The sequence below is a fragment of the Enterobacter sp. UPMP2052 genome, assembly GCF_053709675.1.
The window spans coordinates 334653-351236 of the sequence record NZ_JBSKJR010000002.1 but is presented as its reverse complement, the minus strand read 5'-3'; the positions used below and the strand labels follow the sequence as shown (position 1 = coordinate 351236).

The window sequence follows — 16584 nt, the reverse complement described above, 5'->3', positions numbered from 1 at the left end:
GCCCGTAATGAACACGTCACTCTCACACCCTTCCCCCCCCACTCTGTCGCTGTTAATAATTTGTAAGAACAATTACCTCAATATTGGCATGACCAACCTTGTCAACAACCTTCAACCGATGATTTTCCACAAGACAGGTAAGCTATGCGATATAAAAACATTCAACACCCCTGATGAACTGGACATGGATAAATTATCTAAAAATACAGAACACTGTCTGGTGATCGAACGAGACAGCTTCCGCCACTTCCATGGTTTATTATTAGCAAAAAATTGCCAGGCAACATTTAATAACGTTTTTTTTCTTTCCACTGGAGGATGTTCGTTTACCTCACAGATCAACTTTCTACCCTGCAAACCGGATCTTAACTTTATAAAAAAAACGTTATTCAGAATAATGACAACTGACTATGGGGCCAGCCTGGAGACGCTGCATAATCATACTCGTAATCTGACGCCAGAGGATAAACAGCTGTTACGATTAATTATCGCTGAGCATAGCGTGTCTGAGATCGCCACAAGGCTTAATATTTCCACGCAGGCCGTTTATGCCAGCCGGAGTCGTTTATTTGCCAAATTAGGCGTAAGCAATATTAATGAGCTGTTAACCTGCGGCGCGATCATGGGTTTATAAAAAACGCCATCGGCATTAGCGATGGCGTTCGGGTGCTGAAAATCGAAATCAGCTGGCTGTAAGGATTGGATTAGAACTGATATTTGATACCGTACATAGCTTGCGCATCATGATAGCCTTTTCCTCCCATCTGGACAGCGACGTTCCCCCACATCGTCAGGTGGTCGCCCAGCTTAGCCTCTACGCCAGTTTTAAGTTCACCAATGTTACGCGCACCTTGCTGGCTGATAGTGCGGTCATCCAGGCTCACCGAGAACGTTTTAGTGTTATGCAGCCAGTTTGCTTCGATGAATGGCTCAAACTCCCGGCGCTTACCTTCATCGATCTTGTGATGTCCATTGATATAGGCCCTCAGTCCCAGGCGTGTCTGCACGTTACCATCTCCGCCAAATGAGATATTGGATCCATTATCTTCAGTATGCGCACGGCTACGAACGCCCATCCAGATAGCCTGCGCTTTTGGCTGAAGGTACCAATTATTCAACGTACCTTTGCTGCCGTAGAAAGCGCCCATATGTTCAGTCCACCCAGTTTCCACTGACGCGGTAATGCCGCGAGATTTATAGCGTTCAGCCGGTAGCTCATCTCCCTTCACGTGGTTATTAAACCAGCTATAAATCAACCAGCTATCCGTATACAGCCCTTCCTTGTTTTCGTTATCCGCATACCAGGTGCCGTAGATTCCGGCACTGTAACCACTCAGCGTACCGTCCGCCTTATAGTGGTTCCAGCGAGAGCGAGTATTGCTTTGGTTGTTGGCATAGCCGCCCATGACGCCAAGATGCCACCGATCCTTTCCGTCCGACGACCACTGCACGATATCGCCTCCCAGTTGCGCGACATAGCGATTGCTTTGGGTTGTCAGCTGTCCAGCGCTGTGAAAGACATTATGTCCTCCCACCTGGCGCAGCCACATGCTCGTGACTTTCTTTTCCCCGGTCAGCGCATCCGTATATTGTGTTTCTCCCAGCCGATCGTGCAGTCGCATCACGAAAATACCGTTGGCCGCTGCATGGTTGGCGAGATAGGCACCGGATTCGGGGCGGACCAAAGCCTCGGGTTCGGGTGCTTTAGTCGGGGGTACAGGATCCGGGCCGGGTGGCGGCAACGGATCCGGACCAGGTGGTAGAACAGGGTCTGGACCAGGTGGTGGAACCGGGTCCGGGCCGGGTGGCGGCAAAGGATCAGGGCCAGGTGGTGGAACAGGGTCCGGACCAGGGGGTGGAAGAGGATCTGGCGGAGGCACCGGATCCGGTGGTGGTACCGGCGTGACCGCGCTCATCAAATACCAGTTTTGCCCTTTTCGTACGACATCATAATCATACGCGCCAGCGACAATACGCCCGGCTTTGGTGAAGGTACCGATGGATTCTCCGCCGACGGTAACAATTTCAATCCCTTCCTGCGTCAGCGCGCCTTTACCGCCAATGTTGTTGATACTCACCCGCGTATTGCCTGCTTCAACATCGCCAAGTACGTGCAATTGATCAGTCAAAGAGTGATCTCCCTCCAGCACGGTATTGAGCGTCAGCAGGCCGTTGTTGCCAGAATAATTTTCCACCACCGTCAGGTAGGCCGGCGAAAATGACTCCGCGCTGACCGGTGCACGATAGGTCAGGCGGGCATCGTTCAAATCCATCCGCGTAACTACCGAACTGCTGGTCATATCCCACAGGCTGGTGTCGCCTTTCATATTCAGGTAGATGTAGCCATTATCCGTGGTGTTGAACTGGCCATCCGCGTAGAGCTGCGTTGAATCTGCCATACCGGAGAACACCGAGCCCTGGATCATGCGCAGATCGATGGTGCCCTTACGTTCGGTCAACATGTCGCCGTAAACATGATATACCCCCTCGCTTTCCGGGCCATCAAGATAGCCGGAACCAATCCAGGCCAAATTACCGGAGGCGAACATGGCAAAGCTGTCTCCACCATTCACCTGAACGTTGACGTCGCGGTTCAGGTAGATCCGTCCACCGTCGAAATGCGTTGCCCATCCAGAAAGATTAATCTCGACTTCTTCGGAGGGGAAAGAATTACTCAGAGCCATTGCTGTCTGCATGGGAGACATTGCGGGACGAGTTGCTTTGTACCCGTCCTCGGCAACCAGGCCAGAGGCTCCGTTACCCCACGTCTGAACGGTAATATCCCCTGTATCAACCAGACCGGTTTTATTGGCATAGACGCCGTGCGCATTGTTACCCAGAGTTTCAACCCAGGCGTTGTGCCCCAGCGTTACCCTCGCAGACCATGTGTAAAAATGGCGGTTGCGTGAAGATGTCAAATCATAGTACGACGCACCGGAAAAGACGCCGTAACCCGTATCTGAACGACCGGGTAATAGCCTTAAAGCGTCTCCCGCCGTGCGAATGACCGCGTTTTCACCCACGGTTATCCGGTTACCGTCAATATGGTTGGTTATCTCCGCAGCAATGCCCATGCCCTCTTCGGCATAGACGTTCAGATCATCTCCCACCTTCAGGCTGGAGCCGCGCGGCTGCGAAAGATACGATTGCGCCAGATAAATAGCGTTTCCTGACGTTTCAATCCCGATCTTTCCTGTGAATACCGCGCTGCCGCCGTTGAGATAAATCCCTGCGCCGTCAAGCGATTTTAACGCCACATCTTTATTGGTTATCGTGCCCAAATCTTCTGCAGACAAAACGATAACGTCTTTTGACGAATCAATCAGCACGGTATCCCAAAGATCGAAAATAGTTTTCGCATCGGTTGCCCCTAGCGAAGAGGTACAGGTCGCTTTCCCCGCCTCACTTAAGTCACAGCTTTCCGTTTCCGCGCTGGCAGGGAGACTAAAGGCTCCCCCCAGCACGCCGGCAACGCTACAGGCCAATGCCGATTTTTTAAATCGGACTGACAGCGTCATAATTCCATTTTTTTTCATAACGACCTCCAGAGGATGTATGAAATTTCAGGCAAAAGATGCCTCTTCCGTCATGGGAAAAGATTATTTTAAGAAGGTAAATACCGGAGGAAGGCCCTTTGGTTATTCCTTATTGCATAGTATATGGAAGGCAGAATGACGACGTAAACAGTGCGTCTATTAATTAAGAATTTTAATTACAACGACAATTCAACAGAAAATTAACTCGAAAAAACAGAAAGCTTAACCAATTGATTTTTAACCATAAAAAATAAAATCAGCAATGTTAATCTATTGTATCAATCTCAAAGCGTATCATAATCCAGGAATTTTCAGCAACAAAGGAAACGTTCTTCACGGCATCACTTTTCCGACATTAAGAATAATGAAAGCGCTGAGAGTTATTTTATTATATCGCTCTGCGGGCGCCTTATTTACAGCCTCACCTTCACGCTGGCTTCTTTGTCTATACTCAACTCATAACAGACAACGGAGTGCACCATGCCTTTACCCGACTTTCATTCCTCTGATCCTTATACCCTTGGCATTGAGCTTGAACTCCAGGTGGTCAACCCGCCGGGCTACGACCTGAGCCAGGACTCCTCTGCCCTTATCGCCGCCGTTGAGCACGACATCAAAGGCGGCGAGGTCAAACACGACATCACCGAGAGCATGCTCGAGATTGCCACCGGCGTGTGCCATAACATCGACCAGGCGGCGGCGCAGTTTTCAGTGATGCAGCAGAGCATTCTGCGTGCGGCGGCAGAACAGCACATTCAGATTTGCGGCGGCGGGACGCACCCTTTTCAGAAATGGCAGCGCCAGGAGGTGTGCGACGACGAGCGCTATAACGTCACGCTGGAGCGCTTTGGCTATCTGATTTTGCAGGCCACGGTGTTTGGCCAGCACGTGCACGTGGGCTGCCGGACCGGGGATGACGCCATTTATCTGCTGCACGGCCTGTCGCGTTTTGTGCCGCACTTTATCGCGCTGGCGGCCTCATCGCCCTACATGCAGGGAACGGACACTAAATTTGCCTCATCGCGCCTGAATATCTTCTCGGGCTTCCCGGACAACGGTCAGATGCCGTGGGTCAACAGCTGGCAGGAGTTTGAAGGGCTGTTCCGCCGCCTGAGCAGCACCAGCATGATCGACAGCATTAAAGATCTGCACTGGGACATCCGCCCAAGCCCGCACTTTGGCACCGTTGAGGTGCGGGTGATGGATACGCCGCTGACGCTCGGTCATGCGATCAACATCGCCGGGCTGATTCAGGCGACGTCGCACTGGCTGCTGACCACGCGGCCCTATAAGCATCAGGAAAAAGATTTTCTGCTGTACCGCTTCAACCGTTTTCAGGCGTGCCGTTACGGGCTGGAAGGGATCCTGACGGACGTGCATACCGGGGAGCACAAAACCGTGGCGCAAGATATTGCCTGGCTGCTGGAGCAGGTTGCGCCGTCGGCCGAGAAGCTCGGCGCGACCAGCGCGATAAAAGAAATTGCCCTGATGCTGAAACAGGGCAAGAGCGAGGCGCAGCGCATGCGGGACTTCATTGCAGACGGTGGCTCGCTCATCTCCTTAGTGCAGAAACACAGCGAACTGTGGGCCACTAGCCCGTAAGGCGATGCCCCCACTCACGCAGGCGCTGGAACAGCACAAACAGCGCCGGAATAAAGAGGATGCCGACCACGGTCGCCACCAGCATGCCGCTGAACACCGTGGTACCGATGATGCGTCGACTCTGGGCACCTGCCCCGCTCGCCAGCATCATCGGCAGGACACCGATAATAAAGGACACGGCGGTCATCATTACCGCACGGAAGCGGCGTGATGCCCCTTCCCGCGCCGCATCGACAATCGCCATTCCGTCCATGCGCCGCGCGCGGGCAAACTCAACGATCAGGATGGCGTTCTTGGCGGCCAGCGCGATCAACAGCACCAGGCCAATCTGCACGTACACGTCGTTAGCGTATCCGGCGATCCACAGCCACACCAGCGCTCCGCCGATGGCGAACAGCACCGACAGCATCACGCTCGCGGGCAGCGTCCAGCTCTCATACTGGGCGACGAGGAACAGCCACGCCATCACCACCGCCGCCAGCACGATCCAGATCGCCTGATTACCGGTCTGCTGCTCCTGATACGACATGCCGCTCCAGGCGTAGTCATACCCGGCGGGCAGGTTCGCGGCCAGGATCTGGCCCATCACCGCCATCGCCGTGCTGCTGCTCACCCCGTCTGCCGCCGAGCCGCTCACCGACACGGACGGGAACTGGTTGTACTGCTGCAGGAACGGCGCGCCGACGCTCGGCGTGATGGTGACGAGGTTGCTCAGGCGCACGCGTTCGCCGCCGTTGCTGCGCACAAACAGCTCGCTGATTTGCTCTGCGCGCTCGCGCCACTGCATCTCGTTTTGCATCACCACGTGGTAGACCCGGTTGTTCACGCTGAAGTCCCCGGCGCGCGTCCCCCCGAACGCAGTTTGCAGGCTGCTGAAGATGCGCGAGACCGGCACGTCGAGACGGGCCGCACGCTCGCGATCGACCGTCAGCGTAAGCTGCGGCACGTTGCTGCTCCAGGTGGTGAACACGCGGCTCAGCTGCGGGTGCTGGTTCGCTTTCGCCAGCACCTCGCGGGTTACGCGCTCCAGCTCCGCCGGGCTTTGCCCCGCCTGCGCCTGAATACGCAGGTCGAAACCGGAGGCGTTGCCCAACCCCGGCAGCGTCGGCGGCGCGAAGGTCATGATGGTTGCTTCCGGCAGGACCAGAAGCTGGCGCTGCAAAGTGCCCATCACCTCGTCCAGCGGCGGGCGCTCGCTCCAGTCCTTCAGCATGATGGAGATAAAGCCGCCGTTAGAGGCGCTGGTGCCGTTAAGAATGTTAAACCCGGAGACCTGAATCACATCCTCCACCGCCGGGTTTTTGGCGATCAGCTCGCGCGCGGTGGTCATCACCGCCTCGGTACGCTCAAGCGACGCCGCCTCCGGCAGCTGGACGCTGGCGAAGAAGTAACCCTGATCTTCCTGCGGCAGGAAGCCTTTTGGCATCGATATAAAGCTGAACACGACGATGGCCGCCGCCCCTGCGGTTGCCAGCAGCGCCAGCCACGGGCGCAGGTTAAGCGCGCTCACCATGCGGGTGTAAGCGTTGCGCGTGGCATCCAGCCCGCGGTTGAAGCCGCGGAAAATGGCGGCCGGATGCGCCGGGCGCGGACGCAGCAGCATGGCGCACAGGGCGGGCGTTAACGTCAGCGCCACCAGGCTTGAGAGCGTGACGGCGGTAGAGAGCGTGACCGCGAACTGACGGTACAGCTCGCCGACGATGCCCGGCAGCAGCGCCACCGGCACAAATACCGCCAGTAGCACGAGGGTGGTGGCAATCACCGGCCCGGCAATCTGGCGCAGCGCCAGCGCGGTCGCCGCCGTGCGGCTCTGCCCTTCCGCCATCAGCGTTTCGACGCTCTCAACCACCACGATGGCATCATCCACCACCATGGTCAGCGCCAGAATAATGGCGAACAGGCTCAGCGTGTTGGCGGAGTAACCGAGCGTGTAGAGCACCGCAAAGGTCCCCACCAGCGACACCGGGATCGCAAGGGCAACAATCAGCGTTGCGCGCCAGCTCTGCAGGAACAGGGAGACGACCACCACCACGGCCAGCATGGTCAGCGCCAGCGAGACGCCGATCTCCTTGATGGTGGCGGCCACAAAGGAGGTGGTATCGAATTTCACCTCATAGGTGAGGTCGTCCGGGAAGCGCGTGGAGAGCCGCTCCAGCTCGGCGCGTACCGCGTCGGCCACGCGCAGGGCGTTGGCGGACGGCGTGGGATAAATACCGAGATAGGCGGAGTCATGCCCGTTGAGCTGCGCGCCGGAGCTGTAGCTGCGCGAGCCAAGCTCAATGGTCGCCACGTCCTTCAGGCGCACCAGTTGTCCCATCTCCCCCGCGCGTATGATCACGTCGGCAAAATCCCCGGCCTGACTTAAGCGCCCCAGCCCGTTGATGGTCAGGGTCTGCTGCTGGCCGTTAAACACCGGCGGCGTGCCGACCTGGCCCGCCGCGCCCTGGACGTTTTGCTCGCGCAATGCCTGCGCCACGTCGTCGGTGGTGACGTTAAGGGCGTTCATGCGATCCGGACGCAGCCAGATGCGCATGCTGTAGTCACGCGCGCCAAACATCTGCACCTGGCCAACCCCCGGCAGGCGGGACAGCGCCTCGCGCACCTGGGTGCTGGCGTAGTTGCTGACGAACAGCGGCGTGTGGGTGTTGTTCGGTGAGTAAAGACTTACCCCCATCATCAGGTTGGTGGCGCGCTTGCGCACCTGCACGCCGTTTTGCTGCGCCTCGGCGGGCAGTTGCGCCAGGGCCTGCGCCACGCGGTTTTGCACGTCGATGGCGGCAAGATCCGGGTCGGTGCCTGCCGCAAAAGTGATGTTCAGACTATAGCTGCCCTCGTCCGAACTGGTGGATTCCATGTAAAGCATGTGATCCACGCCGTTAAGCTGGGTTTCAAGCGGCGTGGCGATGGCTTCCGCCACGTCAGCCGAGCTGGCACCGGGCCAGCTCGCGGAGACATTCACCACCGGCGGCGTGATCTGCGGATACTGTTCCACCGGAATAATGCGCAGCGCAATGGCGCCAAGCAGGGTGATGACCAGCGCAATCACCATCGCAAAGCGCGGGCGTTTGATGAAAAACGTCAGCATGATGGCTCCTTAGTTCAGTATCTGGACGGCAGCGCCAGGCTGTACGCGCTGCGCGCCGTCAGTAATCGCTCGCTCACCCGGCTTAACGCCGGAGGTAATCTGGAACTGCTGGCCCATCTGCCCGGCGATGGTCAGCGGGCGTTTTTCGGCTTTGCCGTCGGCGTTAATCACCCAGGCAAAGAATCCGTCACCGTTCTGCTGGACCGCCGCGGCGGGCAGCGTCATAACCGGCTGAACGCTTGCCGGGCGCAGGTAAACGTTCACATTACCGCCGGGCAGCAGCTGATGGCGCGGGTTGGCGAACTCGGCGCGCAGCATCACGCTGGCGGTCCGCGGGTCGATACGGTTGTCCACGGAGGTTAATTCCCCGAGAACGCGCTGGCCGTTACTGTCGATCAGCGCCTGCCAGGCACGCTTCATGGCGCTGATATCGGCGTGCTGCCCGGCCTTGGTGGCAAACGCCCCCTCTTCCAGCGCAAACGCGATGCGGATCGGGTCAAGCTGCACCACCTCCACCAGCACGCCGCTACCGGGGTTGACCAGGCTGCCCACGTGGAACTGGCTGTGGCCCACGCGGCCATCAATCGGCGAGATGATGCGGGTGTAGGCCAGGGTGACGTTGCGGGTTTCGAGCCGGGCTTTTGCCTGCTCCAGCGCCGCGCGGGCAACGTCGCGCTGCATGCGGGCGTTATCCACGTCGTGACGGCTGATGGCGTTGCTGCTGCCCAGGCTTTCGAAGCGGGAAAGCTGCTGCTGCGCCTGACGCAGCGTGGCTTCGGCGCTGGTCACCTCGGCCTGCGCCAGACGCACGGCGGCACGCGGCTCGGCGTCGTCCAGCTCGAACAACACGTCACCTTTTTTTACGTACTGCCCGTCGCGAAAGTGGATGTTGGTGATCACCCCTTCCGTACGGGCGCGCAGTTCCACGGTGTGGATAGCCTCGATGCGGCCAGGGATCTGCCGCTCAGCGGCGTGGGCGGTCTGCTCTACGGCGGCCACGCGCACGGGAATGACGGCGGCAAAAGCGGGTTGCAGGATGCAGGCGAGAAGCGCGAACAGGAGTGGGAGTTTCATGGGGAGTACCTCAGATGTGTCCGCCCTCACCCCGGCCCTCTCCCACAGGGAGAGGGAGATCAAAGTCCCCTCTCCCTGTGGGAGAGGGTTAGGGTGAGGGCAAAAGATTATGCAGCCTTACGGAACCTGCGGGTCAGTCGCTTCTCGATTTCAACGATGAAGAACATCACCCCTGCAACCGCCAGCGTCACGAACCAGTAGCGCAGCGGCAGCGCTTCGGTGCCAAACAGCATCTGCATAAACGGCAGGTAGATGATGGCCGCCTGGAGAAGGAACAGCACGCCCGTGACCAGCCAGATGCCTTTGTTCGCCAGCAGACCGCGGTTCAGGGAGAACCCTTCGGTGTTACGGCAGTTAATCATGTACACCCACTGCGCACACACCAGCATCTGCAGCAGCACGGTGCGGATGAACTCCGCGCTGTGGCCGCGCGGGGCCAGCCAGGCTTCCAGGGCAAACGCAGCAATCGCAATCATGGTGCCGACGAAGGCCACGCGCCAGACGGCGTAGGCGTCCATCACGTGCTGTCCGGTCTGACGCGGCGGACGGCGCATGATGTTGCACTCGGCGGCTTCAAAGGCCAGGCCGAAGGAGAGCGTGGCGGAGGTCGCCATGTTCATCCACAGGATCAGGACCGGCGTCAGCGGAATAATGTTCCCCGCCAGCAGCGCAATCACAATCAGCAGCCCCTGCGCCAGGTTGGTCGGCATGATGAACAGAATGGTCTTTTTCAGGTTGTCGTACACGCGACGCCCCTCTTTCACCGCACTGGCGATGGTGGCGAAGTTATCGTCCGTCAGGACCATATCCGCCGCCTCTTTGGTAACTTCCGTCCCTTTGATGCCCATCGCGATACCGACGTCCGCCTGACGCAGCGCCGGGGCATCGTTTACACCGTCGCCGGTCATGCCGACAATCTCACCTTTGTCCTGCAGGGCCTGCACCAGGCGCAGCTTATGCTCCGGGCTGGTACGGGCGAAGATGTCATATTTCACCGCCGCATCGGCAAGCTCGGCATCGCTCATTTTCTCCAGCTGATAGCCGGTAACCGCCTGCTCGCTGTTGGTGATCCCCAGCATCTGGCCGATGCTCATCGCCGTCTGCGGGTGATCCCCGGTAATCATCTTGACGCGGATCCCCGCCTGCTGGCAGGCATGAATGGCATCGATGGCTTCCGGACGCGGCGGATCCATCATCCCGGCGATACCGAGGAAGATCAGGCCGGTATTCAGGTCGTCGTGCGTGAGCGCCGTTTCGCCGTTGGCTGGCTTAAACGCTGCGGCAACCATGCGCAGCCCCTGACGGGCATAGCGCTCCATTTCGGTTTCCCAGTACGCGCGGTTGAACGCTTCGGTCCCGTTGCGGGTCTGCTGCTGCTCGCACAGGGCGAAAATCACGTCCGGCGCACCGGTGATCAGGATCTGCTCCTCGCTACCAATCTGGTAGTGGGTGCTCATGTACTTGTACTGCGAGTCGAACGGGATTTTGTTGACCAGCGTCGTCATTACCGGCGCGAGGTTGGCTTTCGCCGCCAGCACCTTCAGCGCGCCTTCGGTTGGCCCCCCGGTGATAGCCCACAGGCCGCGCTCGTCCTGAATCATCTGGCTGTCGTTACACAGGTCGATGGTGCGCAGGTACTGCTCCAGCACGGTCCCCGGCTGGATCTGCACCGGCTCGTCGCTGCCTTCCAGATAGATGTTACCTACCGGCTCGTAGCTGTTGCCGTCCACGCGGTAGCAGCTCTCAGCGGTGATGATCGCTTTCACCGTCATTTCGTTCATGGTCAGGGTGCCGGTTTTATCCGAGCAGACCACGGTCATTGCCCCCAGGGTTTCCACCGTTGGCAGTTTGCGGATAATTGCCCGCTTGCGCGCCATCGCCTGCACGCCCAGGGAGAGGATGATGGAGATAATCGCCGGCAGACCTTCCGGTACAGAGGCCACCGCCAGGCTAATCAGGGAGAGCAGCAGCTCGCCCATCGGGATATCGCGGAAGACCAGGCTAAAGACAAACAGCGCGGCCATCATCGCCAGAATAATGACGAAAATCGCTTTGCCCAGCTTGTCCATCTGCACCAGCAGCGGCGTGCGGTGTTTTTCAATACCCGCCATCATCTGGTTGATGTGACCAAGCTCGGTCTCCTGCCCGGTGGCAATGACCACGCCGACGCCACCGCCCGCGCTAACAGTTGTCCCCGAGAAGACCAGGTTGGTGCGGTCGCCCAGCGGTAATTCGCCGCTCAGCGGCTGGGTGTGTTTATCCACCACCGTTGATTCACCGGTGAGAATGGCCTCTTCAACGCGTAAATTGTGCGCTTCGATAAGACGCATATCCGCCGGAATACGATCGCCTGCGCGCAGCACAACAATATCGCCCGGCACCAGGTCGGTGGTCGGGATGGTTTCGTGATTACCATTGCGAATAACGCGCGCCTCGCTGGAGAGCATATTTCGAATACTCTGCAGGGATTTTTCCGCGTTACTTTCCTGAATGTGGCCAATTAATGCATTGATGACCGCCACGCCCAGAATAACCAGCGTATCGACCCAGTGGCCCATGACCGCCGTTAATACGGCTGCCGCCAGCAGGACATAAATCAGGACGTCGTTAAAGTGTGCCAGAAAACGCAGCCAGCCCGGCTTGCCCTTTTTCTCAGGCAGCGCGTTTGGCCCCACTTTCTGCAGGCGCGCCTGCGCTTCAGCGCGATCCAGCCCCTGCGGCTGCGTCTGCTGGTGCGCCAGCACCTGCTCGACGGTCTGCTGAAAAGCGTTGTTGCCCGCGGGCGGCATGTTCTGAGAAATATTTTTTTTGGTCATTTTCTTTCCTTTAATTTCCGGTGGACGGAAGCCTGAATTCCTTTCTGGCTTAATAAATTCATTTTTAATGCTTGCGGGTTAATTTGATCTACCGCAATATAATTACTGCCGGGTTATTCAAAACTGTTTAAAACTATTTCGATAAGCTGATTTTTACAAAATATTTCTAAACCAACATTAAACGAGGAGGAAGCATGTTTGGTATTTATCGCGGTCGCCGCCTGGCGTTATACATTGTCGCAGCCATTGTTATTGCTACGTTAATTGGCTACAGCACCTATAGCTTTGTAAAATTATTTGCGTAATACAGACGTTTATTTACAGAACGCGATAATAATTGAATTGCGGGCCGTTATTTATTCTTCCGGAGGAATTTATTTGCGGCTAAAAGCAGCGTTTTAATTAAAAATCGCTGACGGGGTTTATATTGCTTTACGTTCGAGGATGCCGGACAATGACATTTTTAACTGACGATTAACATTATCATGAAACACCCGTTAGAATCGCTGCTCACCGCAGGCGGCATTTTATTGTTGGCCCTGCTCTCCTGCCTGCTGCTACCTGCGCCTTCACTGGGGCTGGTGCTGGCGCAAAAGCTGGTGGTCACCTTCCACATGGTCGATTTAAACCAGCTTTACACCATTCTGTTCTGTCTGTGGTTCTTGCTGCTCGGCGCCATCGAATTCGTTATCCTGCGTTTCGTCTGGCGCCGCTGGTTTTCACTGGCGTCGTAAGCCGGTGAAATCGCGCATGCCGTGGATCAGCGCTTCACACCAGGCCCCGCTTGTTCAAACTCGCCGGCCTGAAGCCAGAAACGCACCGGGTACAGCGGCGACTGCTGATACTGACGCGTCAGCCAGTCGGGTGCTTCCCCTTTCGGTGCCCACCAGTAGGAGCCAGACAGGCTCAGCACATTGCCAAACAGCCGCGGATAGCGCAGCGCCACCGCCTGCACGGAGCAGCAGCGCGCCGTTCCCTAATAACAATCCACTCCATGCGCTCTTCATTACCGCGTGTTCCCCGATAAAATTTGCACTCACGCTAATGCAAATGGGAATTATTTTCAATGTGCCCGAGTATGATTTTCCTTGCGGTAAGCGCCGGGCGGCTGGTGGAACGTGCGGGTGAAAATACGCGTAAAGGTCTGCTGCGAGTCAAAGCCGTAGCGCAGGCAGATGTCATACACTCGCTCGTCCGATTCGCGCAGGTCGCGCGCCGCCAGCAGCAGCTTGCGTTCGCGAATATAGCGCCCCAGACTCTCCCCTTTGTACTGCATAAACAGCCGCTGAAGATGCCACTTCGAGTAACCCGCGTGACGGGCGATCTCTTCTATGCGCAGCGGCTGATGCAGGTTGTCGTCGATCCACTCGACGATAGTGTCGATAACCTGAGCGGAAATAGTCATGTTGCGCTCTCCTTCTGCTCTTTGATTCATCATTTATTCCCACCACGGGCGAAATTGCTGAGCGGTATCATTCACGCGGACCGGCTCGCCCAGTTCCGGCGTTAACAGCCGATAGCCTTTGTCGCGGCTGGCTTTTGCGAGTTGGATCAGCGGATCGTTCCAGGTATGTTTCGCCAGCACAAACCGTCCGTTATGGCCCGGCACCACCGCTTTGGCATTGAGATCCGCGGCGGCCTGCGCCGTTTCATCCGGCAGCATGTGAATGTACTTCCAGTCCTGGTCATACTGGCCGTTTTCCATGATCGCGAGATCGACTGCGCCAAACTGCTCGCCAATATCCCGGAAGTGCGGCCCGTAGCCGGAGTCACCGCTGTAGTACACCTTCTGTTCAGGCGTGACGAACATAAAGCTGCCCCACAGCGTCTGGTTGCGTTTGATGCCGCGCCCGGAGAAGTGGCGCGCAGGCAGAACGTGCACGGTTAGCGCCTCGCTGATGCGCACCGACTGGTTCCAGTCGCGCTCGTCGATAATCGTCGGGTCCATCCCCCAGTAGCGCAGATGTGAACCCACGCCAAGCGGCGTGACCACGCGTTTCACCTTCGGCAGCAGCGCTTTGATGGTGGCGTAATCCAGATGGTCGTAGTGATCGTGCGAAATGATCAGCAGGTCGATCTCGGGCATGCTCGCGGCACGCCACGGGTAGTCCCCCTCAAAGGCTTTGTTGAGGAACGAGAACGGCGCGGCGTAGTTGCCCAGGACCGGATCGATCAGGATGCGTTTCCCCGCTAACTGCAGATACCAGGACGAGTGCCCCAGCCACACCAGCGTATCCTGCGCCAGCGGCAGGCTGGCGAGATCGGTGTTGACCAGCGGCAGCGGCTGCGCGGGACGAGCGTTTTCGGTTTTTTTCGTCAGAAACTCCCACATCGCCACCAGCATATTTTTGTCGCCGTTGTAGCCCGGCGTCGGCAGTGCATTGTGAAACGCCCCGTCGCGATACTGGGGCGAAGCTTGCAACCCGGATAGCTGTTCTCCCTGCGGCGGCTGGCCAAATCCGGCGTTCAGGACAAAGGGTAAACTTGCAGCTGAAGCAATAATCATGACAAACACCACGCAGATGAATAGAGGCTTTTTCATTTTCCCGACTCGCCGACGCGCCCCTTCCGATGGTTTGCGCGGATGACACTTGATTATGAGTGAGTAAGCACTCATTATAGATACGATGAATATATCGTCAAGATGTTTTCGAACTTTGACATTCCGCGTTGCAGCAGCCTGACGCGCATGATTCAATACGTTTTTTTACAATTGACAAAGAGGAGAATTTGGTGGCACGTCCGAAGAGTGAAGATAAAAAACAGGCCTTACTGGAGGCAGCAACCGCTGCATTTGCACAGTCAGGCATTGCCGCCTCAACGGCGACCATCGCCCGTAGTGCCGGGGTCGCCGAAGGCACGCTGTTTCGCTACTTTGCTACCAAAGACGATCTGCTGAATGCCCTCTACCTGCACCTGAAGCAGGATCTCTGCCAGACCATGATGGCGAACCTTGACCGCTCGATCACCCTGCCAAAAGAGCATACCCGCAACATCTGGAACAGCTATGTGGACTGGGGGATTCGTAACCCGGCGGCTCACGGGGCGATCCGCCAGCTTGGTGTGAGCGAGAAAATTTCCACTGAGACCGAACAGGCCGTTCACGACATGTTTCCGGAGCTGAATGAACTGTGCCGCCGCTCGGTGCGCCCGGTATTTATGTCCGACGAATTTAAAACCTTCGGCGATGCCATCTTCCTGTCGCTGGCCGAGACCACCATGGAATTCGCCACCCGCGATCCGTCCCGTGCCGTGGATTTTAAAGCCCTCGGCTTTGAGGCCATGTGGCGCGCGCTCGCCATAGAGAACACCGATGGACAGTAAATCATTACAGGAACACGCGATGCGCGTGGCGCTGGAGTTGCCGTTCACCGAGCACTGCTGGCCGTTCGGCCCGGAGTTCGACGTGTTTAAAGTCGGCGGCAAGATTTTTATGCTTGTCGCGGTCGCTCACGGGCGTCCGCACGTCAGTCTGAAATCCGATCCGGAAAAATCGCTGCTCAATCAGCAGATCTACCGCGGCGTGGAGCCGGGCTATCACCTGAATAAAAAGCACTGGATTTCGCTCTACGGCACCGACGATATCACGCCCGACGTGGTGACCGATTTCATCCACGATTCGTGGCATCTGGTCGTCGATAAGCTGGCGAAGAAGGACCAGAAGCGGATACGCCCCGTCTGATTGTTCGTCTGAGACGAACAGAATAAGCGCTCGAATCGCACTTATCTTTTTCCGCGTCGCCTTGTAATCTGCTTTCCTTTCGCGCCCACATGCGGGCGATTTTTACTACCAGGAGTTGTTATGGATATCATTTCTGTCGCCCTGAAACGCCACTCTGCCAAGGCGTTCGACGCAAGCAAAAAACTGACCGCAGAAGAAGCGGAGAAAATCAAAACCCTGCTGCAGTACAGCCCGTCCAGCACGAACTCCCAGCCGTGGCACTTTATTGTTGCCAGCACTGAGGAAGGCAAAGCGCGCGTGGCGAAATCTGCTGCGGGTACCTATGTGTTCAACGAGCGCAAAATGCTGGATGCCTCTCACGTGGTGGTGTTCTGCGCCAAAACCGCGATGGACGATGCATGGCTGGAGCGCGTGGTGGATCAGGAAGAAGCTGACGGGCGTTTCGCCACGCCGGAAGCGAAAGCCGCAAACCACAAAGGCCGCTGCTACTTCGCAGACATGCACCGCGTGGATCTGAAAGATGACGACCAGTGGATGGCAAAACAGGTTTACCTGAATGTGGGTAACTTCCTGCTGGGCGTGGCCGCGATGGGTCTGGACGCGGTGCCGATTGAAGGCTTCGACGCGGCGATCCTCGATGAAGAGTTTGGCCTGAAAGAGAAAGGCTTCACCAGCCTGGTGGTGGTACCGGTTGGCCACCACAGCGTGGAAGATTTCAACGCCACGCTGCCAAAATCTCGCCTGCCGCTGAGCACCATTGTGACCGAGTGCTAGTAACCGTGGGCCGCG

Annotated in this window: 12 protein-coding genes and 1 pseudogene; 6 read left to right on the top strand and 7 right to left on the bottom strand. The window is 57.3% G+C overall.

What is annotated here, in order from left to right; all coding sequences use genetic code 11:
* Positions 1-634, top strand: a 634-nt coding sequence (locus ACWKX3_RS12015) for a helix-turn-helix transcriptional regulator (protein WP_454541859.1), incomplete at its 5' end; no start/stop codon positions are given.
* 70 nt (positions 635-704) lie between these two features.
* Here ACWKX3_RS12015 and ACWKX3_RS12010 read toward each other — a convergent pair.
* Positions 705-3536 (bottom strand): autotransporter outer membrane beta-barrel domain-containing protein, encoded by a 2832-nt coding sequence (locus ACWKX3_RS12010; RefSeq protein WP_454541858.1) that lies wholly within the window; start codon positions 3534-3536, stop codon positions 705-707.
* 480 nt (positions 3537-4016) lie between these two features.
* On the opposite strand from ACWKX3_RS12010, the gene ACWKX3_RS12005 reads away from it, so the two are divergent.
* The gene (locus ACWKX3_RS12005; RefSeq protein WP_088207743.1) at positions 4017-5138 is read left to right on the top strand and encodes a YbdK family carboxylate-amine ligase; all 1122 of its coding nucleotides are present in this window, start codon (positions 4017-4019) and stop codon (positions 5136-5138) included.
* Here the strand turns inward: ACWKX3_RS12005 and ACWKX3_RS12000 are convergent.
* The 3 genes from ACWKX3_RS12000 to ACWKX3_RS11990 form a co-directional block, all read right to left on the bottom strand.
* Entirely contained in the window at positions 5128-8223 is a 3096-nt protein-coding gene (locus ACWKX3_RS12000) for an efflux RND transporter permease subunit (RefSeq protein WP_220711171.1), read from the bottom strand. The two genes, ACWKX3_RS12005 and ACWKX3_RS12000, sit on opposite strands and share 11 nt — an antisense overlap.
* A 9-nt stretch (positions 8224-8232) precedes the next feature.
* Positions 8233-9297: an efflux RND transporter periplasmic adaptor subunit gene (locus tag ACWKX3_RS11995; RefSeq protein ID WP_220711170.1), complete on the bottom strand. Its 1065-nt coding sequence runs from the start codon at positions 9295-9297 to the stop codon at positions 8233-8235.
* 107 nt (positions 9298-9404) lie between these two features.
* The gene (locus ACWKX3_RS11990) at positions 9405-12113 is read right to left on the bottom strand and encodes a cation-transporting P-type ATPase (RefSeq protein WP_454541857.1); all 2709 of its coding nucleotides are present in this window, start codon (positions 12111-12113) and stop codon (positions 9405-9407) included.
* A 485-nt stretch (positions 12114-12598) separates the two neighbouring features.
* Between ACWKX3_RS11990 and ACWKX3_RS11985 the strand changes: the two genes are divergently transcribed.
* Positions 12599-12847, top strand: a complete 249-nt coding sequence (locus ACWKX3_RS11985; protein WP_006177025.1) for a DUF1158 domain-containing protein — start codon at positions 12599-12601, stop codon at positions 12845-12847.
* Here ACWKX3_RS11985 and ACWKX3_RS11980 read toward each other — a convergent pair.
* From ACWKX3_RS11980 to ACWKX3_RS11970, 3 genes and pseudogenes are all read right to left on the bottom strand, one after another.
* Positions 12833-13059, bottom strand: a pseudogene (locus tag ACWKX3_RS11980) (enterochelin esterase); the annotation flags it as partial. The gene ACWKX3_RS11985 and the pseudogene ACWKX3_RS11980 overlap by 15 nt on opposite strands.
* Positions 13060-13176: 117 nt before the next feature.
* A complete protein-coding gene (locus tag ACWKX3_RS11975; protein ID WP_088207746.1) occupies positions 13177-13518 on the bottom strand; it encodes a RamA family antibiotic efflux transcriptional regulator in 342 nt (113 codons plus the stop codon).
* Positions 13519-13551: 33 nt separating this feature from the next.
* Positions 13552-14655: a RomA family MBL fold metallo-hydrolase gene (locus tag ACWKX3_RS11970; RefSeq protein ID WP_101738107.1), complete on the bottom strand. Its 1104-nt coding sequence runs from the start codon at positions 14653-14655 to the stop codon at positions 13552-13554.
* A gap of 191 nt (positions 14656-14846) precedes the next feature.
* Between ACWKX3_RS11970 and ACWKX3_RS11965 the strand changes: the two genes are divergently transcribed.
* The 3 genes from ACWKX3_RS11965 (at position 14847) to nfsB (ending at position 16569) form a co-directional block, all read left to right on the top strand.
* A complete protein-coding gene (locus ACWKX3_RS11965) occupies positions 14847-15437 on the top strand; it encodes a TetR/AcrR family transcriptional regulator (protein ID WP_042320908.1) in 591 nt (196 codons plus the stop codon).
* Positions 15427-15795, top strand: a complete 369-nt coding sequence (locus ACWKX3_RS11960) for an MmcQ/YjbR family DNA-binding protein (RefSeq protein WP_088207748.1) — start codon at positions 15427-15429, stop codon at positions 15793-15795. The genes ACWKX3_RS11965 and ACWKX3_RS11960 overlap by 11 nt, the downstream gene beginning before the upstream one ends.
* A gap of 120 nt (positions 15796-15915) precedes the next feature.
* Positions 15916-16569: an oxygen-insensitive NAD(P)H nitroreductase gene (nfsB, locus tag ACWKX3_RS11955; protein WP_006177019.1), complete on the top strand. Its 654-nt coding sequence runs from the start codon at positions 15916-15918 to the stop codon at positions 16567-16569.
* The last annotated feature ends 15 nt before the right edge of the window (positions 16570-16584 follow it).